The organism is Pseudomonas mercuritolerans, from assembly GCF_025706525.1.
Classification (GTDB): Bacteria; Pseudomonadota; Gammaproteobacteria; order Pseudomonadales; family Pseudomonadaceae; genus Aquipseudomonas; species Aquipseudomonas mercuritolerans.
Genome location: NZ_JAMSHA010000002.1, coordinates 556,295 through 577,031, shown reverse-complemented (window position 1 = coordinate 577,031; position 20,737 = coordinate 556,295). Strand labels below are relative to the sequence as shown.

16 protein-coding genes are annotated in these 20,737 nt (G+C 60.7%); 4 read left to right on the top strand and 12 right to left on the bottom strand.

The window, feature by feature from the left end; translation table 11 throughout:
• Positions 1-187: 187 nt before the first annotated feature.
• Positions 188-1,537 (top strand): HipA domain-containing protein, encoded by a 1,350-nt coding sequence (locus ND528_RS07420; RefSeq protein ID WP_263469997.1) that lies wholly within the window; start codon positions 188-190, stop codon positions 1,535-1,537.
• A complete protein-coding gene (locus ND528_RS07415) occupies positions 1,534-1,812 on the top strand; it encodes a helix-turn-helix domain-containing protein (protein WP_122506266.1) in 279 nt (92 codons plus the stop codon). The genes ND528_RS07420 and ND528_RS07415 overlap by 4 nt, the downstream gene beginning before the upstream one ends.
• 7 nt (positions 1,813-1,819) lie before the next feature.
• Here the strand turns inward: ND528_RS07415 and ND528_RS07410 are convergent, their stop codons facing one another.
• Both ND528_RS07410 and ND528_RS07405 read right to left on the bottom strand, forming a co-directional pair.
• Entirely contained in the window at positions 1,820-2,656 is an 837-nt protein-coding gene (locus tag ND528_RS07410) for an amino acid ABC transporter permease (protein WP_130928391.1), read from the bottom strand.
• Entirely contained in the window at positions 2,653-3,471 is an 819-nt protein-coding gene (locus tag ND528_RS07405) for an ABC transporter substrate-binding protein (protein WP_263469996.1), read from the bottom strand. The genes ND528_RS07410 and ND528_RS07405 overlap by 4 nt, the downstream gene beginning before the upstream one ends.
• A 113-nt stretch (positions 3,472-3,584) precedes the next feature.
• Between ND528_RS07405 and ND528_RS07400 the strand changes: the two genes are divergently transcribed.
• Positions 3,585-4,487, top strand: coding sequence for a homocysteine S-methyltransferase family protein (locus tag ND528_RS07400; protein ID WP_263469995.1), 903 nt, complete (start codon positions 3,585-3,587; stop codon positions 4,485-4,487).
• Between the two features lie 120 nt (positions 4,488-4,607).
• Here the strand turns inward: ND528_RS07400 and ND528_RS07395 are convergent, their stop codons facing one another.
• From ND528_RS07395 to ND528_RS07385, 3 genes are read right to left on the bottom strand one after another with little or no spacing between them, the layout of a single operon-like run.
• On the bottom strand, positions 4,608-5,279 hold the full coding sequence (locus tag ND528_RS07395) for a GNAT family N-acetyltransferase (RefSeq protein WP_263469994.1): 672 nt from the start codon (positions 5,277-5,279) through the stop codon (positions 4,608-4,610).
• A 12-nt stretch (positions 5,280-5,291) separates the two neighbouring features.
• On the bottom strand, positions 5,292-5,738 hold the full coding sequence (locus ND528_RS07390) for a GNAT family N-acetyltransferase (RefSeq protein ID WP_263469993.1): 447 nt from the start codon (positions 5,736-5,738) through the stop codon (positions 5,292-5,294).
• A 10-nt stretch (positions 5,739-5,748) separates the two neighbouring features.
• A complete protein-coding gene (locus tag ND528_RS07385) occupies positions 5,749-6,372 on the bottom strand; it encodes an FMN-binding negative transcriptional regulator (protein WP_137214448.1) in 624 nt (207 codons plus the stop codon).
• 93 nt (positions 6,373-6,465) lie between these two features.
• Here ND528_RS07385 and pdxR point away from each other — a divergent pair, with 93 nt between their 5' ends.
• Entirely contained in the window at positions 6,466-8,019 is a 1,554-nt protein-coding gene (gene pdxR / locus ND528_RS07380; RefSeq protein WP_263469992.1) for a MocR-like pyridoxine biosynthesis transcription factor PdxR, read from the top strand.
• Here pdxR and ND528_RS07375 read toward each other — a convergent pair.
• The 7 genes from ND528_RS07375 to aspA all read right to left on the bottom strand — a co-directional run bounded on the left by ND528_RS07375 (position 7,976) and on the right by aspA (position 20,700).
• Positions 7,976-12,580 carry a dermonecrotic toxin domain-containing protein gene (locus tag ND528_RS07375; RefSeq protein WP_130912147.1) on the bottom strand — a complete coding sequence of 1,535 codons (4,605 nt, stop codon included), beginning with the start codon at positions 12,578-12,580 and terminating at the stop codon, positions 7,976-7,978. The two genes, pdxR and ND528_RS07375, sit on opposite strands and share 44 nt — an antisense overlap.
• A gap of 140 nt (positions 12,581-12,720) precedes the next feature.
• Positions 12,721-13,815 (bottom strand): polyamine ABC transporter substrate-binding protein, encoded by a 1,095-nt coding sequence (locus ND528_RS07370; protein WP_263469991.1) that lies wholly within the window; start codon positions 13,813-13,815, stop codon positions 12,721-12,723.
• The gene (locus ND528_RS07365) at positions 13,812-14,837 is read right to left on the bottom strand and encodes a histone deacetylase family protein (protein WP_263469990.1); all 1,026 of its coding nucleotides are present in this window, start codon (positions 14,835-14,837) and stop codon (positions 13,812-13,814) included. The genes ND528_RS07370 and ND528_RS07365 overlap by 4 nt, the downstream gene beginning before the upstream one ends.
• 153 nt (positions 14,838-14,990) lie before the next feature.
• A complete protein-coding gene (locus ND528_RS07360; protein WP_263469989.1) occupies positions 14,991-15,983 on the bottom strand; it encodes an AraC family transcriptional regulator in 993 nt (330 codons plus the stop codon).
• Between the two features lie 245 nt (positions 15,984-16,228).
• Positions 16,229-17,233, bottom strand: coding sequence for an asparaginase (locus ND528_RS07355; RefSeq protein ID WP_130912144.1), 1,005 nt, complete (start codon positions 17,231-17,233; stop codon positions 16,229-16,231).
• A gap of 109 nt (positions 17,234-17,342) precedes the next feature.
• Positions 17,343-18,791 (bottom strand): alanine/glycine:cation symporter family protein, encoded by a 1,449-nt coding sequence (locus tag ND528_RS07350; protein ID WP_263469988.1) that lies wholly within the window; start codon positions 18,789-18,791, stop codon positions 17,343-17,345.
• Positions 18,792-19,275: 484 nt separating this feature from the next.
• Complete coding sequence (gene aspA, locus ND528_RS07345; protein WP_016772472.1) at positions 19,276-20,700, bottom strand: aspartate ammonia-lyase; 1,425 nt, start codon at positions 20,698-20,700, stop codon at positions 19,276-19,278.
• Positions 20,701-20,737: the final 37 nt, after the last annotated feature.

Genomic DNA, 20,737 nt, shown 5'->3' with positions numbered 1-20,737 from the left:
TGGCGCATTCTTATCGGAATGAGGTCAGGCGCTTACCTGCATTATTTTGCACGCACCTTGCCAATGGCTAAGATAGAACTGCATTTTGTTGCAGATATCCTGCAGCTGAAACTCTGCGAATGCACTATATTGCGTTTATTGACAGTTTTTTCTCGTTGAGCTGCATTTAAATGCATACGGAATCAACATGTACAACCTGACACTCCAGATCTTCACTGCCGGGCAATGGCACGACGCGATGACTCTTGATTTCGATGATCCGGAAAAGGGCTTCGAAAGCCGCTGCAGTTTTGGCTATGAAGCGGGCTATCTGGTCGAAAATATCGAGTTGATCGGGTCGCCTTTTTCCCAGGCCGTGAGTGCCCTGTATCCGCTGGATTGGGAAGGTCGGCGCGCGAAGACACCAGCCTTTGTCCACGATATCGCACCGGCAGGCGCAGCCAAGCGGTTTCTGCTCGCCCGCCTGGGTCAGGAAAGACCCGCCGAGATCAGCGCCGATCTGTTTCTGCTGGGTCGCAGTACACCGGCTCCCATTGGCAACATGCGAATAAAGGAATCGGCGGAAGCAGTTGATGAGAGGAAGCCGATCGGATTCAAGCGCGAGGAGGTCATTAGCCGCGACAACCGTTTTCTTGAATATGCCTACGAGCTAGGCGCGGCCATTGGTGGCGCGACGGGGGCAGGTGGTGAAGCTCCGAAGCTATTACTGGCAGAGAACAGCGCCGGGTTTCTGTATCCCGATGCGGTATTGGACGATGAAGAAGTGCGACAGCACTGGTTCGTGAAATTCGCCAGAAACAGGGGAGGGCAGACCGACCAGGACATCCTGCGCAGCGAATTCCATTACTACAAAGCGCTGCAGACATTGGGCATCGAAACGGTCGCGGCAGAAGGCCTGGCCTTGGAAGAGGCGAACAAACCGAGTTTGTGGATGCGGCGTTTTGATCGACAAGTGAAAGATGGGGCGGTGTCGCGTTTTGCCGTCGAATCGATTTATTCGCTGGCTGAAGTGACGACGCCAGGCAGCGCCATGAATCATCTGGACGTGATCCGCATGCTCGCCGGGCTCTGGCGCAAAGCGGGTCAGGCCAGCCAGATTCCCGGCCTCGTCGCCGATTATCTGCGTCGCGACCTGATCAATAAAATCCTCGGAAACTCCGATAACCACGGTCGTAACACGGCGATCATCCGTCAAGAGAACGCTTTCCAGCTCGCGCCGATTTATGACCTCGCCCCGATGGTCATGGATGACGAAGGCGTGACTCGTACGACCAAATGGCCAAGAGAGTTGGAGCGGGCGGGAGATGTCGATTGGCGAGGTGTCTGCCGCGTATTGGCCAATAGCGCAGATCCGCACGATTCGTTGGCGGGGCTGGATGCCTCGGCGCTGTTCGAAGGCCTGCGCGCGGATGCCCGCCGTCTGGCCGCACTGCCGGATATTCTTGCGGCCAGCGGTTTGCCCGCCAGAACCATGAATCACCCGAGCGTTCACCTGAAAAACCTCGAGCAACGTTTGAAAGAGTGGGACCTGCAATGAGTCTGACCGTCCTCGAGCGCACGGCGCTCATCGAAAGCATTCAGCAATCACTGACCCAAGGCACTCTGGAAATCGGTGACGCCGTGCGCCGTTTACGGGTCGAAGTCACCGGTCTGCATCAGACTCAGTTCGCGAAGATGTGCAAGATTTCAGTGCGCACGCTGGTGCATATCGAACATGGCGAAGGCAATCAGACACTGAAGTCGCTGAACGCGGTGTTCCGCCCATTCGGCATGAAAATGGGCGTTGTGCGAATCCGCCGGGACACCGTTTGAATACCCTTCAGCCACGCCGCACATACGCCTTGCCGTAATGCCGCTCCATCCTTGCCTGAATCAGCTCCAGCCCGATCGACATCAGCCAGTAGATGATCGCCGCCGTGGTGAGCATTTCGATGTAGCGATAGCTTGAGCGGCCGTAGGACTGGGCGAGGAACATCACTTCCCAGACGCCCATCACCGAGATCAGCGACGAGTCCTTGAGCATCGAGATGAACTGGTTGGTGGTCGGCGGAATGATGGTGCGCATGGCCTGGGGCAGGGTGATGCGCCAGAAGATCACGCTTTCGCGCAGGCCCAGCGCCAGGGATGCTTCGCGTTGGCCGTGATCGACGCCGAGAATCCCGGCGCGGAAGATTTCGCTCAGGTAGGCGCCGTAATTCAGCGACAGGGCAATGATGCCGGCGACGATGGCGCCGGGGACGATGCCCAGTTGCGGCAAGCCGAGGTAGATCAGCAGGATCTGGATCAGCAGTGGCGTGCCACGAAAGAACGAGGTGTAGAAACTGGCGATGCCAAACGCCACGGCGCTGTTCGACAGGCGTGCCAGCGCGGTGATGAAACCGAGCAGCGACGAGGCGATGATCGAGCAGGCGCAGAGAAACAGCGTCAGCGCTGCGCCTTGCAGGAAGCCGTTAGGCGCGAGCTTCAGGCCGAGGAGGTTGGGCAGCTTGTCGAGGATGATCGCGAACTTCAGGTCGAAGCTGAGGAAGAATCCGGCAAACAGGCAGAACAGCGCCGCCCACGTCAGATACAGGCGCGTACGGAAACCAAAGAGCTTTTGCAGGCGGGTTTCAGCCACCGGTTGCGGTGGCTGGGGCGGGGTCGGAAAGGAAGTCATTGGCTGATATCGGCGCCGATCCATTTTTGCGACAGCTTGCTCAGGGTGCCGTCCTGTTTCAGTTGTGCGAACACCTCGCGCACCTTGGCGTCCCACTGCGGGTCACCCTTTTCGATGGCTACCGAATTGGGCTCCGAGTAGAGCGGTTCGCCGGCCAGTTTGAAGCGCTTGTCCTGGTTCAGGCGCGGCTGCGCGGTGACCAGATTGGTGAGGATCGCATCCAGGCGCACGCCGGCGCCCAGGCCCAGATCCTGAAAGGCAACGTTGTCGGTGTCGTACGGGGCGATCTGCACATCCTCGAACGGATACTCCAACTGGGTATCCTCGGCGCCTTCGATGATCAGATTCTTGTTCAGGTAGCTTTCGTAGCTGGAGGCGCTGGTCAGGCCGACCTTTTTGCCGCTCAGATCCTTGGCGCTGTGGATGCGATCGTCCTTGGCGTTGACCACGATTACCGCTGGCGAGGCGTAATACTCGACAGGGAAGTCGAACACTTCGGCGCGGGCCTTGCTCGGGGTCATCGAGCAGATGCAGATGTCGTAGCGCCCGCTCCAGCGGCCGGCGGCGATCACGTCCCAGGACGGCGTTTCCAGACGCAGTTTGACGCCAAGCTTGTCCGCCACCGCTTTGGCAACGTCGACATCGAAACCGTCAAGTTGATTCTGCTCATTGAGAAACGAGAAGGGCGGATAGCTTTCCATGAGCACGCCGACCAGCTCTTTTTTCTGTTCGACACGATCCAGCGTCGCGCCGCCGAAGGCTTGGGTGGAGGCCAGAATGGTCAGGCCCAGGGCCAATAGCGGTTGGAGTTTCACAGTCGCTTCCTGTTGAAAAAAGAGGTTGTTATTAACCGAGTGGTGCGTATTAAATAGTTATAAGAACGACTCTGATAGTGAGTTATTTTCATAAGCATATGAGTGAAAAGCATATGGGCGCAGCGAACAGGGTCATTCTCGATGGCGGCATGGGCCGCGAGTTGCAACGCGCCGGCGCACCGTTTCGCCAACCGGAGTGGTCGGCACTGGCGCTGAGTGAAGCGCCGCAGGCGGTCGAGGCGGTGCATGCCGCGTACATCAACAGCGGCGCGGACGTAATCACCAGCAACAGTTACGCGGTGGTGCCGTTTCACATTGGCGAGGCGCGGTTTGCTGCTGAAGGCCAGGCGCTTGCGGCACTGGCGGGAGAACTGGCGCGGCGGGCGGTGCAGGCATCCGGCAAGCCAGTGCGTGTTGCCGGTTCGTTGCCGCCGCTGTTTGGTTCGTATCGTCCGGATCTGTTCGAAGCGGATCGCGTGAGCGAGCTGCTGACGCCGCTGGTCACGGGGTTGGCCCCGCATGTTGATCTATGGCTGGCGGAAACCCAGAGTTCGATTATCGAGGCTCGCGCCATTCACGCCGGGTTGCCGAAGGACGGCAAACCGTTCTGGCTGTCGTTCACCCTCAAGGATGAAGACACCGATGAAGTGCCGCGCCTGCGCTCCGGTGAGCCGGTAGCCGAAGCGGCTGCGCTGGCGGCTGAACTTGGCGTCGAGACCCTGCTGTTCAACTGCAGTCAGCCTGAAGTGATAGGCGCGGCCATCGACGCGGCGCGCGCAACCTTTGAGCGTCTCGGCGTCACGATCAATATCGGCGCCTATGCCAACGCGTTTCCTCCGCAACCGAAAGAAGCCACGGCCAACGACGGGCTCGACCCGTTGCGTGACGATCTCGATCCGCCGGGGTATCTGCACTGGGCGCTGGACTGGCAACAGCGCGGCGCCAGTCATCTGGGTGGTTGCTGCGGGATTGGTCCGGAGCACATTGCGGTGCTGGCGCAAGAACTGCGTCGTTAAGAAAGACCCCGCCAATTGTGGGAGCGAGCCTGCTCGCGAAAGCGGTCGGTCAGTCAATATTTCAGTGACTGACACAGCGCCTTCGCGAGCAGGCTCGCTCCCACAGGTGCTTTGTGACGATCAGCTACGGCACTCGACCAAGCCTTTCACCTGGCCATCAGGCGTCTGGTTTTCATCGCTCAGCCAGCGCTCGAACCCGGCACCAATCGCTGGCCATTCCGAATCCAGAATCGAATACCACGCGGTATCGCGGTTCTGGCCCTTGACCACCATGTGCTGGCGGAACACCCCTTCGAAGCTGAAGCCCAGACGCTCGGCCGCGTATTTGGAGCGGGCGTTGCCGTTGTTGCACTTCCATTCCAGGCGCCGGTAACCCAACTCGAACGAATACTTGGCCAGCAGGTACACCGCCTCGGTGCTTTTCGGCGAGCGCTGCATTGGCGCACCGAAAGTGACGTGGCCGATTTCGATGCGGCCCTGCGCCGGGACGATCGACATCAGGCTGAGGATGCCCTGCACCTGATTGGTCGCACGGTCGATGACGCTGAAGAAATACGGGTCGCTGTTGGCCGCATGATTGTTCAGCCAGTCGTTGAACGCGCTGCGCTCGGGAAACGGCCCGTAAGGCAAGTAATCCCAGAGCTTCGGATCAGCACCCGGCCCTTCGAGGGCGGCGTAAAGCTGCTCGGCATGGCGCGCCGGGTCGAGCTTTTCCAGGCGGATGAAACGGCCTTCGAGCAGGGTGGCGGAGGGGGCGGGGACGCCTTTCCAGTCAGCGAGTGAAGCGGTCATGTGCGCGTCTCCTTAAAGGGCTTTACGAAACTGAATGAATCCCGGACGTTCGGCAATGCGCTCGTAGAGCTGGATCGCCGTTGCATTGGTTTCGTGGGTCAGCCAGTGGACTTTGCAGCAACCATCGGCCTTGGCGGTAGCGTAGACATGCTCAATCAACAGCCGACCGACACCGGTGCCACGGGACTCGGGTAGCACCAGCAGATCCTGCAGATAACAGGAGTTTTCGATGCTCCAGTTCGAGCGATGATAGATGTAATGCACCATGCCCAGCGCTTTGCCATCGGCCCACGCGAGGGCGGCGTGGGTCGGTTCATTCGGGTCGAGAAAACGCTGCCAGGTGCTTTGGGTGACGGCGCCCGGCAGTTCCGTGTTGTAGAAGCGCAGGTACGCCTGCCACAGCGGCAGCCAAGCGGCGTGGTCGTTGGCGCTGACCGGGCGAATGTCGATCTGAGTCATGCGGATTTCCTTAGCGCATCAGGCGGGCGAGGGTTTGATCGTTGGCGTCGGGGCTGGCGGCAAGGCCTTCGCGCACCCCGGCAATATCTTCGGCGCTGCGGTTCTGGCTGAGCTTGCGTTTGCCCTCGAGGCGGTCGATGGGAATGGCAAAACCGACGATGGCCTTGAGCATGGTGTCGATGTAATCGGCCGGCGCATCGTCCACCGACCACGGCTGGGCACGGCCTGCCTCGTGACGGTCGGTGAGGGTGCTGACAATGTCGAGCAACCGGCCGCCGTCGTTGAAGGTTTCAGCGTGGCCGTAGGCGTGCACGGCGATGTAGTTCCAGGTCGGCACGACCTTGCCGTGCTCGGCCTTGCTCGGATAGAAGCCCGGGCTGACGTAGGCGTCGGGTCCGGCGAAAATCAGCATGGCCTCGGCGCCGTCACGCAGGTCTTTCCATTGCGGATTGGCCTTGGCCAGATGGCCGTAGAGCGTGCCGTATTCGCCCTGTTCGCGATGCAGCAGCACCGGCACATGACTGGCTTGCAATCCGCTCTCACCGTGGCTGACCAGAATGGCCAGGCGAGTGGCGAGGATCAGTTCGTGCAGTTGGGACAGGTCTTCGATGGCAAAGGCGCGTGGCGTGTACATGGACAGATTTTCCTTGGCGAATGCCTGCATCGTAGGCAGGCTATTGGTCCGTTGTAAGAGCCATTGTCGAGCCATTTCATAGGTCCATTCGCCATGCCTGATCTGCCACCGCTGTCGATGCCTTTCAATCCGGCCGGGATCGAGCTTGATCGCCGTCAAGGCTTGAGCCGCCAGCTTTATCAAGCGTTGCGCCTGCGTGTACTCGATGGGCGTCTGGCCAGTGGAACAAGATTGCCGGCCAGCCGTGACTTGGCCTCGGCACTTGGAATTTCTCGCAACAGTGTGGTGCGCGCCTACGATCAGTTGTATGCCGAGGGCTTTATCGAGGGGCGAGTGGGTGACGGCACTTATGTCGCGCAACTGGCTCAGGCATCGACACCAAAGAAAAAACTATCCACAAATCCATCCACAGGCTTGTCAACAGGCTTACCCACAGCCTTATCCACAAATTGGCTGGATTTGCCTGTGAATTCATCCAGTAAAGTTATCCACAGTGGCGGTTTTTCTCGTATTGAAAAGCACCATTTGGCCCGACCTCCGAGTGGTCCGCCACGAGCTTTTCGCGTGGGTGTTCCGGCTTTCGATCTGTTCCCGTTCGAGGTCTGGGCCAAGCTGAACGCCGCTTTCTGGCGCAAACCGGATTTGCAGCAACTGTGTTACGGCGATCCAGCGGGTGATGCTCGACTGCGCGGCATGATCGCTGCTTATTTGCGCAGTTCGCGTGGCATGCAGTGTACGGCTGAGCAGATTGTGATCACCAGTGGCGCGCAGCAGGGCATCAGCCTTTGTGCACAGCTGCTGGTCGAGCCGGGAGATGGCGTGGCGATCGAGAATCCGGGCTATCGCGCCGCTGGGCATGCCTTCGCTGTAGCGGGGGCGAAACTGCATGGCGTGGCGGTGGACAGCGACGGTATCGATTGCAGCGCAATGGCTGGACTCACTGACTGCCGCGTGGTCTACGTCACACCCTCGCATCAGTACCCGACCGGTGTGGTCATGAGTCTGGCCCGGCGCCTTGAATTACTCGCCTGGGCCGAGCGTGTCGGCGGCTGGATCGTCGAAGATGACTATGACGGCGAATACCGCTACAGCGGCGCACCGCTAGCGCCGCTGGCGTCGCTTGATCGTCAGGGCCGCGTGCTCTATGTCGGCACATTTGGCAAAGTCGCCTTTCCGGCGCTGCGTCTTGGCTACCTGGTGTTGCCGCCAGCACTGGTCGACGCGTTCTCGCAACGGCGCGCGGTGGATGTGCGGCACTCGGAAGTCAGCACGCAAGCGGTGATGGCCGAGTTCATGGCTGCCGGGCATTTTCAGCGGCATATCCGCCGCATGCGCCGGGCTGCGCTGAGCCGGCGCAACTGCCTGCTCGAAGGCTGGCCGACGGCGATCGCCGGTGTCGGCCGGTTGCCTGCCGTGTCTGCCGGGTTGCACCTGACCGTGCCGGTCGGCAGCGTCGAGCGCGAGCAACAACTGATCGCGCAAGCCGCTGATGTCGATGTCGAGATCAACGGCTTGAGCAGTTACTGGCTACCGGATTCGTCCACGGCCATGGATCAGCGCGCGGGACTGGTGCTGGGTTTTGCCGCCGTGCCGGAGCCTGCGATCAGAACGGCGCTGACGCGGTTGCGACAGGCGTGGCGGGAGTGAAGAACAGTGCCTCGGCCGAGCGACTGGAAATCTCGCTGCGATGGATCTGGATCAGCGCCTGATTATCCAGAAGACCCGGCGCGTAAGCGCCACCCATTCGTTGTTGAGCGACTGTTTTCATGTGTCCGCGCACGAAGGCTCCAACGGTGGCGCCGACGCTGCTGTAGTGGAAGTGCGCGTAGCAAAGGACCTTGGCGGTGTGAGCATCACGAACCTCATATTCGTCGAGAAAGTCATGCTCATGGCGGCGCAGACGACGTCGGGTCAGGATTTTGGAGATCTTCACTTCCCCCTTGTCCTTGAGCCACTGGACCCCGGCCGCCGTCGGCGGTTGCTGCTTGACCAGCCGGATACGCGTGCTGGTGCCTTTTTCCTCCAGCGTCTTTGCCGCTTTGTCGAGCGCGTGGTTGAGCGTTTCAGAGGGTTCACGCAGGCTGGCGGTGAGGTTGCTGGCGGTCAGCGCCTCATCGATCGCGGCATTGGCTTTGCGCAGCAGCGCGGCCTGGTTGTGATATTCCTCTTCGACCTCCACGGGAATCCGCGAGCCACGTTTGAGGCGCGCCTCGATGCGCCGGTGAAATGCGGCCAGACCGTCAATCAGCGCCTGACCTTCGGTTACGGCTTTACTCAGGCTTACCGCGACTGTCGGCGGTGTCGCTGGCGCCGTGCGTTGCTCCACCCAGAGACCGGGGGTTTGCTCTTCGAACGTAGCGATGACGCCTGTCAGGCTGGAGCGTACTTCGATCAGATCGGTGTCGTGTCCGTCGAGACTCTTTTTTCGTTCGCCAACCAGCGTACCCCTTGATCGGGTCTGAATGATCCGTCGATTCGAGGATGACGCCGAGGGTCGCGACGAGCCGGCCTGCGGCACTAGCAGATGCCGGTAGCGCAGCAGCTCGGCCAGTTTGCTGTCAGCGCTGGCCTTGAACGCGAGCACGCGCGTCTGCACTCGCTTGAGTCGGTCCAAGTAAATGTGTTCAGGGTACTCGATGAGCAGATCATCGAAGCGCCGGTCGACGGCGGAGAACTGTTCGCTGACGTTACTCAGGGCGTCGATGCGATCTCGCAGATTGCTCAGGCTTTCATCAGCGCTCAGGTCAAGCGAACTCTGGATATTGAGCGCGGCATCGGCGATCACGTTGGCCAGTGCATGATAGGCGTCCGTGTGGAGCTGGGTGTCGCCGGGCTTGATGCAGACTTCCTGACCCAGACTGATCTGCAATTGCTTGAGCTCGGTCACCGAGTAATCCGGCCAGGCGTCCTTATAGTCGCGCATTGCCTCGACGGCTTCTTTTCCCAACAGGGTCATGTCATTGAAGCAGCTCTGTGCCGCCTCCATTTTTTCGATGATGCCTTCGGTGATATCAGACATTTCCAGGTAAGGCCGAACAGATGCATCTGATCCTGATCCGGTGTCGACGCCGGCCATGGTCTGCATCGCCAGGACGCGCCGCTGAAAATCCGTTGAATGCTGCTCAAGCCACTCATGCCCAATGAGCAGCTGCATCTGCAGGCGCTCGCTCATCACGGTGCGATAGTTGGGAATGGGCTCCTTGAGATTGAGCTCCTTGATCAACTGGATGTTGGCTGCGTATTCCTTGTGTTGCGCTTCCAGGGTGTCGATATAACGGCTGCGAGCCTCTACCTGATCCTGTGAGGACGCTTCGCGCAGAGCGGTGCGATCCGCTTCGAGACGGGTTTGCCTGGTTGGCAGGATTTTTTCGAACACGATGTTTTTGTCGTATAAAGCTTTCGCATCTTTCTCCCGGCTTCCTCGCGCTACCCGGCGAACGCTCTCCAGACCACCAGCACGCAGGCGCAGACGCAGATCTATGACCCATTCACCGCCGGCGGTACGCGCCAGTGTCGGGCCGGCACGTTGTGGTTGCCGGCCTGAATCGATGATCTGTACCTGACCCTGCTCATTGCGCGTGACTTCGAACCACCGCTCGCCAACCTGTGCGAACCATTTTTTCTGGAGTTCATACAGGCCTCGATGCGCACCTTCGCGGGCGGCTGCGCCCAGGCCTTTGGGTTTGTCGACCTTGAACGCGTCGAGAAGCGCGGCAAGCGCTGCCGGGGAACGTTTCAGTGCGGTGACGATGTCGATGGACGTGGTGTGGGCGCTGGGCAACTCGCCGCTGGCCAGGTCTGGCAGGCGCAACGCTTTGACAACCTTGCCGACGGGATTCACCGTGGTCGTTGGTTCCTCTATCGCAGCGATGGATTTCAATTCCGGTGCGGCGCTGACCGCCGCACGGTGCGCCAGGACCATGCCCAACGCGAGAAGGATGTCGGCAATCGCAGTCCAGGCGATCTTGCCGGACGATTCATTGGCCACGTCAGTGACTTCCTGCAAATCGTCCATGATCTGCCAGATCCACGCTGCCGCGCCGACGCTGCGGCCCAGGAATGGCAGGGCGGCGTTGAGCATCAACCAGCCGCCCTGTTTGAGCGTTGCCCAGCGAGCCTCGGCATCGGAGACCGATTGCCGGTCGGCCTGCGTAATGAGGGCCTGTACGTTGTTTTCATGCAACGTCGCCGGTACATCGCGGGCTATCACCTCAGTGCCCAGCTCGACGGGGCCGGACATATCGAGCGCGGTGGTGGGATTGACCAGTAATTGCGGGATCGTCCACACCGACGGCAGCCTCGCGGTAAAGACGAACTGGCTGTAGTTGAAGCGTACGTCTTCCGGCAGCCAGGCCAATACCGAGTCGCGCAAATGCCGCGAGTGCTGGATCGCATAGAGCAGATTGGCGTGCCCCGGATATTGCAGCAGTGCCATGTCGAACAACGGGCGATAGAGCACGCATGGCCCTTTGTTCGCTTCGCGCGGACCGATGACGTACATGTTGGCGACGCGGTCAGCGGTCGAGCTGCTGCGACGAGCAATGAACGCCAACGGCCGAATGACGATTTCCTCGCCGTCGACATGGCGTTCCGCATCCGTCGTGGCCAGTGCTGCCACTACGTATCGATAACCCGTTTCATCAATGCCGGCCTTGTGCTGAATCTTGTGTTGCAACGCCAGCAGCGGCAGCTCGATGCGCAGCTGGCTGGTGTACAGCGTTTGCAGCGCCGATGCTTGTTCTGCGTCGTCGATCAGCAGCGCCTTCAAGTGCGCCGGGTAGGTCTTGCCAATGTCGACAGTGCTGACCAGCTTTTCCAGGCAGGCCACCGTCATCCAGTCGGGCAAGGCGCCGCCGCTCTTGTAGCGCACGGTCTTGTTGCCCAGTGGCAGTCCTGCGAGGTTTTGCAAGGCCAGTTCCAGCAGGGTCAGGGTTTGCGTCTGAGTGTGACCCGGCAACACGAACGTGCCCCAGACCACCAGGCTGGTGATGGTGATTTCAATGTCATCGATCTTGATGTCTTTCGCCCCTGGCTGTTCCTTGAGCAGCTGCTGCTTGAGGGCGTTACGGGCGAAGGTCTGCAGGCTGACGACCTCATCCTGAAAGGACTTGCCGTGGTTTTCGTGATGCACCGTTGTCAGGTTCAGCAGGTGTCGGCTGTAGCGGGTCTGGTCCATGGGCAAAGCGTCGTTCAGCCAGTCCGGCAGCATCGGACGCAGACGTTCGAAGTGTGGTTCCAGGCGCGCTGGCGGTTGCGCGGGTTTGCCGGCCGTGCCGGTATGCGGATAGACCCGGTTGAGCGGCGAATCCTGGAAAAAACTGATCTCGCCCAGAGCGTCGGCCTCCAGTGAAATCAGGGCGCAGGCCTGATGGTCGAAGAAATTGCCCTGCGGTTCGACCAGTCGCCATTTGAGGTCTTCGCCCGCTGTAGTTGAACCGAAACGTTGCAGCAGATCTGCGCCGAGCTCTTGCAGCGAGTCGAAGTGCTGAAAACCCTGGGTCACGGCGTAGGTGAGGATCAGCGTGCGCTGTGCAACCGTGCCGATCAGGACCGCTGTGTCGAGCAGGGCACAGTGCTCCCGCTGATCGCCGTCTCCCCGGTCAAGATCAATCAGGCATGCTCGGACCGCATATGGGGCGGGCGCCAGCCGCTGTTGCGGATCGGGTTCGGTGTACACCGCCAGAGCCATGGCGATCTGATCGGCGTCCCAGCCAAGGCTTGAATCCGGCTGCCACAAGTTGCGCAACGCTTGCGACAGCTGTTGCCAGCGCGGCTGCCCGGGATAGGTGAACTCGTCCCAGTAATCAACGTGCTGTTCCTTGTAAGCAATGAACAGTAGCGGTGCCAGTTCATTGAGCAGCAACCCGATGGCATCGATCCGCACCGGCAGTTTCACGGCTGCCGGCCAACCGGGTTGCTGGGTCAGATAATCTTCACCATCAAGGTACGTTACGGTCGTGCCGGACAGACCCAGACGCACCAGTGCATCGGTCAGCGATTCGACCTTCGGGCGACCGGAGACGACTTCCTCGCCCTCGATGATCCACGCAGGCTGCACGACCATGGTCAGGCGCGGGTCAATGTCCAGGTTCGGATACAGGGTTCTGAGGGACTGGCGCAGCGTTTTCGTAGCGACTTCGCGAAGCGAAGGGCCGGTGACCAGTTGGGTGACGATATCGACGGCACTGGCTTTAGGGATTTCGGGCATGGCGATTCCTGCTCTGTCGGCGCGCCGGAAGGGCGACGGATCAGCGCAAGGTAAAAGGCGCGCCGCTTGGGCGTGCGGTACATAGATCTGTCAGGCAAAAAAAGACCCGCGTGTGCGGGTCTCCGTGCAAGGGGCGGGTGTCAGGTCCCGGATTTGATTTTGGTCCAGGCCCGCGTGCGCGCCCGTTCGGCATCCCGCGGCAGCGGCTGCAAGGTGTAGAGCGTGCTCATTGCCGCATCGGTCGGATACAGGTTCGGGTTGTTGCGAATGGCTGGATCGACCAGCCCGGTGGCGTCCTTGTTCGGGTTTGGATAACCGACAAAGTCGCTGACCGGGGCAATCACCGCAGGTTGCAACAGATAGTTGATGAAGGTGTAGGCGTCTTCGGTGTTCTTCGCGCCCTTGGGAGTCGCGAGCATGTCGAACCAGATCGGTGCGCCTTCTTTGGGCAAGCGCATATCGACCACCACGCCGTTTTTCGCTTCCTTGGCGCGGTTGGCCGCCTGCGAGAAGCTGCCGGAATAGCCGACGGCCACGCAGATGTCGCCGTTGGCAATGTCGGCCATGTACTTGGAAGAATGGAAGTACGTCACATAAGGGCGGATTTTCATCAGCAGCGCTTCGGCCTTGGCGTAATCCGCTGGCTTCTTGCTGTTGGGGTCGAGGCCGAGGTGTTGCAGAGCCAGCGGCAGAATCTCCGACGGCGAGTCGAGCAGGGCGACGCCACACTGCTTGAGCTTGCTGATGTTCTCCTCTTTGAAGATCAGGTCCCAACTGTCCACCGGCGCGTTGTCGCCCAGAGCTGCCTTGATCTTGGCCGGGTTGAAGCCGATCAGGATCGTGCCGTACATGTACGGCACGGCGAACTTGTTCCCCGGGTCGTTGGCCTCGATCAGCTTCATCAGTTTCGAATCGAGATGATTCCAGTTCGGCAACTTGCTGCGATCCATTGGCTGGAACACCCCGGCCTCGATCTGCTTGGCGAGGAACACGTTGGACGGCACCACCACGTCATAGCCGGAGTTGCCGGTGAGCAGCTTGGCCTCGAGTGCTTCGTTGGTGTCGAAGATGTCGTAGATCAGTTTGGTCTGGCTGTTCTGTGCCTTGAAGTCGTCCAGCGCCTTGGGCGTGATGTAGTCGAACCAGTTATAGACGCGCAGCGTGCGTTCTTCGGCGTGGGCGCCAGCGCTTAGCAGAGCCGCGCACAGCGCCGAGGCGATCAGTCGCTTTTTCATTGTTCAAAACCTTCCAGCACGTTCACCGCGTTGATGCCGATCTCTTCTACCGCGTAGCCGCCTTCCATGACGAACAGGGTCGGTTTGCCGAGGGCGGCGATGCGCTTGCCCATGGCCAGGTAATCCGGGCTGTCGAGTTTGAACTGCGAGATCGGATCGTCCTTGAACGTGTCGACGCCGAGGGAGACGACGATGATGTCCGCGCCGTAACTGTCGATCTCGTCGCAGGCCTGATCCAGCGCCGCGCTCCACACATCCCAGCCGGAACCGGCCGGCAGCGGATAGTTGAAATTGAAACCTTCACCGGCGCCTTCGCCGCGCTCGTCGTCGTAACCGAGGAAGAATGGAAACTCCGCTTCTGGATGGCCGTGGATCGAAGTGAACAGCACGTCGCTGCGTTCGTAGAAAATCGACTGGGTGCCGTTGCCATGGTGGTAGTCGATGTCGAGGATCGCGACCTTCTGGTGGCCCTGATCGAGGAAGGCCTGCGCGGCTATCGCGGCGTTGTTGAGGTAGCAATATCCGCCCATCAAATCACTGGCGGCGTGATGTCCCGGCGGACGGCAGAGGGCGAAGGCTGCGCGTGCGCCACCCTGGATTTCAGCCTGCGCGGTAAGCGCCACTTGCGCCGCGCTGTAGGCCGCTTGCCAGGTGCCGGCGGTAATCGGCGCGCCGCCGTCGAAGCTGTAATAACCGAGCTGGCCATGCAGGCTGGTCGGTTTGATCGCACGCAGGGTGCGCGCGGGCCAGGTGTAGGGCAGCAAGTCGCCGTCGGTGTTGAACTCGGTCCAGCGCTGCCATGCACCTTTGAAAAATTCCAGATAGTCACGGCTGTGAATGCGCGCGATCGGCTCCAGGCCGAAATCCGTCGGCGCTTCGACTGCACCGAGGTTTTGCTTCTGCACGCGTTGCAACACATGGTCGGCACGCGACGGCATCTCGAAGCACGGCTTGAGCTGGCCATCGATAAGTTCGCAGCGGCCATGGTGCAAGTGGTGATCGTCTGAGTAGATCGTCAGCATTTGTTGTTCTCCGCAAGGCTGATTCGGTGGTCTTCAGTGTTGCGGCGCAAGTTGAATCGGAGAACGTCGGGAGCGGCCAAAAGGGGATCGATATGGCCAAAAGCTCTGACCGCAATTCGCCCCTAACAACCGAAGGCTGCGATCTTTTGATCTTCAGGATCTGAACTGACTCGGCGCCACGCCACTCCAGCGCACAAACGCATGGCGGAAACTCGCGGTCTCGCTGAAGCCCAGCGTCTCGGCGATCCGATAGATCGGCAGCTGATCCTCACACAACATCTGCTTGGCCCGTTCGAAGCGCAGTTCATCGAGCAGTTCCTGATAGCTGCTGCCCATGTCTTTCAAATGCCGACGCAGGGTGCGCGGTGAGCACTTCATCTGCTGCGCCAACCCCTCCAGGCCCGGCGCGGCATTCAATTGTGCGCTGAGCAACTGCCGAATCCGCCCCAGCCAGGCCTGGCGTCCGGTGAATTCCAGATTCTGTTTGCGGCAGCGCTCGGCCATGGCCTGATGGGTGATCGCGTCGGCCAGCGGCAGCGGCTGATCGAGCCAATGGCGGTCGAAGGCGAAGGCGTTGTCCTTGGCCGAAAAGTGCAGCGGCGAGTCGAAGGGTTCGGCGTAGCTGGCGCGATAGTCCGGCGCTGCATGTTCGAAACGCGTGGCGCGCAGCGGCAGCGGATGGCCGAGCAAGTCGTCGCAGATGACTTTCAGTGACACCAGACAGAATTCGGCGTTGAACACCGCCATCGCCGCGCTTTCACGGTAATCAGCAGCGACGAACCACACCTGCTCGCCATCGTCTTCCAGGCTCAGTTCGAACAACGTGCCCAGCAGCGCCGGATAACGGATCGCCAGACGCAAAGCGTCACCGAAGGTGGCACAGGTCAGCAGGGCGTAACCGAGCATGCCGTAACAGGACACGTGCATGCGTCGGCCCAATTCGAGACCGATGTCACGCTTGAGCGCGACCGCGTTGGTGCAGACCTGCATCTCTTGATGGGTGGTGATGCGCGTATCGGCACGCTGCAGATCCGCCGCCACGATGCCGCTGCCAGCCAGCAGCGCCTCGCTCGACAGACCTTCGGCCTTGAACGTGTTGAGGATCAGCGAGACCGCGTTGAGGGTGGTGAGGTGGGAGTGGAGCATGGGATCTTCCAGCCTGGAGGTGGCTGGAACGCAGCAAGTTGCATGCCGCAGGCCCTCACCCCAGCCCTCTCCCAGAGGGAGAGGGGGCCGAACGGGGGATATTGCAGAAATACACCGACGTGAGACACCGCCGCCGAGTCCATAATCGACACTGTTTATCAGGTCGGTGTATAGCGCAAGACACTACGATCAATTCCCTCTCCCTCTGGGAGAGGGTTAGGGTGAGGGGCAATCCAGCGCCGTGCTCAGATCAACTCACCACACAAATCCAGTTCGATCAATCGACGAACTTCAGCCGTTTCCAGCCCGGCCCCCAGCAACCCATGCAACTTGCCGAACGCCGCCTCGCGCGTCATACCGCCACCGGACAACACGCCGACACCGCGCAAACGACTGCCCGCTTCATACACATCCAGCTCAACGCCCCCTTCATGGCACTGCGTGACCGCGACCACCACCACGCCGTTATCCCGTGCGCGGCCAAGGCTGGCGAGGAATTGCGGGTTGTCGCTCGGCCCTGTGCCGCTGCCGTAGCATTCCAGCACCAGACCTTGAATGCCGCTGTCGAGCAGACCATCGAGAACCTCGGCACTGATCCCGGGAAACAGCGGCAACACCGCCACTTTTGCCAGTTGCTTGGGCTGGTTGTAGTTCAGCGCGACTGGAATCGACGGCGCCTTCACACCACCGCCCTGACGCTCCAGGCGTTTGAACGGATGGCGGCCGAAGCTGCGCACTTTCGCGCAGCGGGTCGGCGCCAGCAGTTCGCCGTGGAAGTACAGATGCACACCCGGCGCCAGGCCTTGGCCGAGGGCGACCAGCGCGCCGCCGAGGTTTTCCCAGGCATCGCTGTCGGTCACGCCCGCCGGCAACATCGAGCCGGTGAAACACACGCGGGCATGCAGGCCGAGCAACTGAAAACTCATCGCCGCCGCGCTGTACGCCAGCGTGTCGGTGCCGTGCAGGATCAGCACGCTGTCGCAGCCTTGCACGTCCACGGCATCGACCACCGCTTCGCGCAGTTGCTGCCAGTAGGCCGGGGTCATGTTGGCGCTGTCGATCAGCGGCGACATTTCCCGAAACTGCCACTGCGGCACTACCAGCTCAGGCTGGCTGTGCAGGTAGTCGCGCATCCGCGCTTCGAAACCGGACGCCGGGGCCAGACCATTGGCGCTGGCCTGCATGCCGATGGTGCCACCGGTGTAGAGCACCATGACGTGTTGAGCGGCGGGATAGGTCGACGAGCTCATAGGATTCTCCGAAACGATGAGGGTCCTGTGGGAGCGAGCAGGCTCGCTCCTACAGGTTATTGCATCACAATAACTGACGGGCGCAGGGGATGCGCCCGTCATTCACCTGTCAGCGTTGCGCTGCAGGTACGCCTTGCGGCGCAGTTTCAGTCTGGCCCGCCGCTGCTGGCGGGTTGACCGGCCAGGCGTTGCGATCCACATCCAGGTCGGCGAATTTGCTCGAGTCGAACACTGGCTGTTTGACGCCAGCGCGACGCTGCTCATCGTAGTCGCGCATCACCCGCAGGCCGACCTTGAACAGCATGGCCAGGGCCACGAGGTTGACGAAGGCCAGACAGGTCATGGTGATGTCGGCGAAGGCGAACACTGTCGTCAGGTCCTGCATCGAACCCCACACCACCAGCGCCAGCACCAGACCGCGGAACAGCATCAGCAGGGCGCGGTTGCGGCTGAGGAACTGCAAGCTGTTCTCGCCCAAGTAGTAGTTGTAGAGGATGCAGGTGAAGACGAACAGCGACAGCGCGACGCTGACGAACATGCGACCCCAGTCACCGACCACGGCAGCCAGCGAGTTCTGGGTCAGGACGATACCGTCACCTTCGAAGCCCGGCGTGTAGAAGCCCGACAGCAGGATCAGCAGCGCGGTGCAGGTGCAGATCACGAAGGTGTCGAGGAACACGCTGAAAGCCTGGACCACGCCCTGCGCGCCCGGGTGCTTGACGGCGGCCACAGCGGCGACGTTCGGCGCACTGCCCAGGCCCGCTTCGTTGGCGAACACGCCACGCTTCACGCCCATGACAATGGCGCTGCCGAGCAGACCGGCAAAGGCCGGGTCGAGGCCGAAGGCGCTCTTGAAGATGGTTTCCAGCATGGCCGGTACGTGTTCGATCTGGGTGCCGATCACGTACAGGGTCACGCCGATATAGGCCAGGGTCTTGATCGGTACCAGCAGGTCGGAGACCGAAGCGATGCGCTTGATCCCGCCGATAAAGGTGATGGCCAGCAGCACCGCGAGGACGATACCGGTGTGTTGTGGGTTGAAGTCAAAGGCGTTCAGCAGCGAGTGGGTCACGGTGTAGGACTGCAGGCCGATGAAGGCGAAGCCGTAGGTGACCAGCAGCAGAACGGAGAAGACTATCGCCATGCCTTTGAGCTTGAGCCCGTGCTGGATGTAATACGCCGGGCCACCACGGTACAGGCCGTCGCCATCGGCGCGCTTGTAGACCTGGGCCAGGGTGCACTCGAAGAAGCTGCTGGACATACCGACCAGTGCGGTCACCCACATCCAGAACACCGCACCCGGACCACCGAGGGTCACGGCGATGCCGACACCGGCAATGTTGCCTGCACCGACGCGGCCGGCGAGGCTGAGCATCAAGGCCTGAAACGAGCTGAGCTGTCCGGCGCTGCCTTTGAGGCTGTCGCGGAACACCGCGAACATGTGGAAAAAATGACGCAGTTGAACGAAACGCGAGCGAATCGTGAAGTAGCTACCGAGCCCGACAATGAGCACGATCAGTACTTTCCCTGAGAGGAAGTCGTTGATGACTTCGAGCATGGATTTATCCTCGCTGTTTTTTGTGGGTGCAAATGCTGGATCGGAGAAACATCGTGTTACACCGGCATGCACGCGGCACGACGGGTGAGGCGAAGGTTTCGTCCCGGATCCATATCGCGGGTTTTGTTATTAGTTCGGGTTTCGCATGGGTGATGGCCTCGTTACCGACGACCGCTCACGCGAAGAGGGGCGGCACTATACCGATCAGTGGCGCGCCCGTCTGCACGGTAGTGGTGCAAGCGACGAAACGAGGTTGCTGCAAATCAAAAGATCGCAGCCTTCGGCAGCTCCTGCAGGTGCACGTCAATCCTGTAGGAGCTGCCGAAGGCTGCGATCTTGGCGGTATCGAATACACAAAGCATCTAACGTCCTGCCCGCAAAGAAGTTAAAAAAAAGGGCTCGGGGACAAAATCCCCAAGCCCTCAAAAGGTGAGAGGTGTCTAGTCCCTCGACCTGGTGAGCGGTGCTACAAGTTCGCGTCGGCTCAGGCTTTGAGCGGAACCAGACGCGGGGCAATCATGTTTTCCGGGCGCAGGATGTCGGCGAGCATGGCTTCGTCGAGCAGACCTTCTTCGCGCACCAGTTCCAGCACGCCACGGCCGCTTTCAAGGGCGATACGGGCGATGCGGGTGGCGTTTTTGTAGCCGATATACGGGTTCAGTGCGGTGACCAGACCGATCGAATGCTCGACCAGTTCACGGCAGCGCGCTTCGTTGGCGGTGATGCCGACGATGCAGTGCTCGCGCAGCATGTCCATGGCACGTTGCAGCAGGCGGATCGAATCGAGGATCTTGAAAGCGATCAGCGGCTCCATCACGTTCAGTTGCAGCTGGCCGCCTTCGGCTGCCATGGTCAGCGCCAAGTCGTTACCGATGACCTGGAACGCGACCTGGTTCACGGCTTCCGGGATCACCGGGTTGACCTTGCCGGGCATGATCGAGCTGCCTGGCTGACGCGCCGGCAGGTTGATTTCATTGATGCCGGTGCGTGGGCCGCTGGACAGCAGGCGCAAGTCGTTGCAGATCTTCGACAGCTTGACCGCGGTGCGCTTGAGCATGCCGGAGAACAGCACGAACGCGCCCATGTCGGAGGTCGCTTCGATCAGGTCGGCGGCCGGTACCAGCGGTTGGCCGCTGATCAATGCCAGACGTTGAACAGCCAGTGCCTGATAACGCGGGTCGGCGTTGATGCCGGTGCCGATCGCGGTGCCGCCCAGGTTGACTTCGGTCAGCAGTTCCGGGGCCAGCGTCTTCAGACGCGCGAGGTCTTCGCCCATCGTGGTGGCGAACGCGCGGAATTCCTGGCCGAGGGTCATCGGCACGGCGTCTTGCAGTTGGGTACGGCCCATTTTCAGGACGTGGTCGAACTCTTTGCCCTTGGCCGCGAACGCCTGAATCAGGCTGTCGAGGCTGGCCAGCAGCGCGTCGTGACCGAGCAGCAGACCCAGACGGATCGCCGTCGGGTAGGCGTCGTTGGTCGACTGCGCCATATTCACGTCGTCGTTCGGGTGCAGATACTGGTACTCGCCTTTCTCGTGACCCATTGCTTCCAGAGCAATGTTGGCGATCACTTCGTTGGCATTCATGTTGGTGGAGGTGCCGGCGCCACCTTGAATCATGTCGACCACGAACTCTTCGTGGTAATCGCCGCGGATCAATCGCGCACAGGCTTCGCTGATGGCAGCGTGCTTGGCTTCGCTCAGGTGACCCAGCTCGCGGTTGGCGTCAGCGGCGGCCTGTTTGACCATCGCCAGGCCCACAACCAGTTTCGGGTAATGCGAAATCGGAACGCCCGAGAGGCGGAAGTTGTTCACCGCTCGCAGGGTCTGGATGCCGTAGTACGCATGGGCCGGTACTTCGAGGGCGCCAAGCAGGTCGGTTTCTGTGCGGAAAGATGCAGCGGAGGACATGATAGAAATCATCTCGATAAGGACCCGGTCTGTGCCG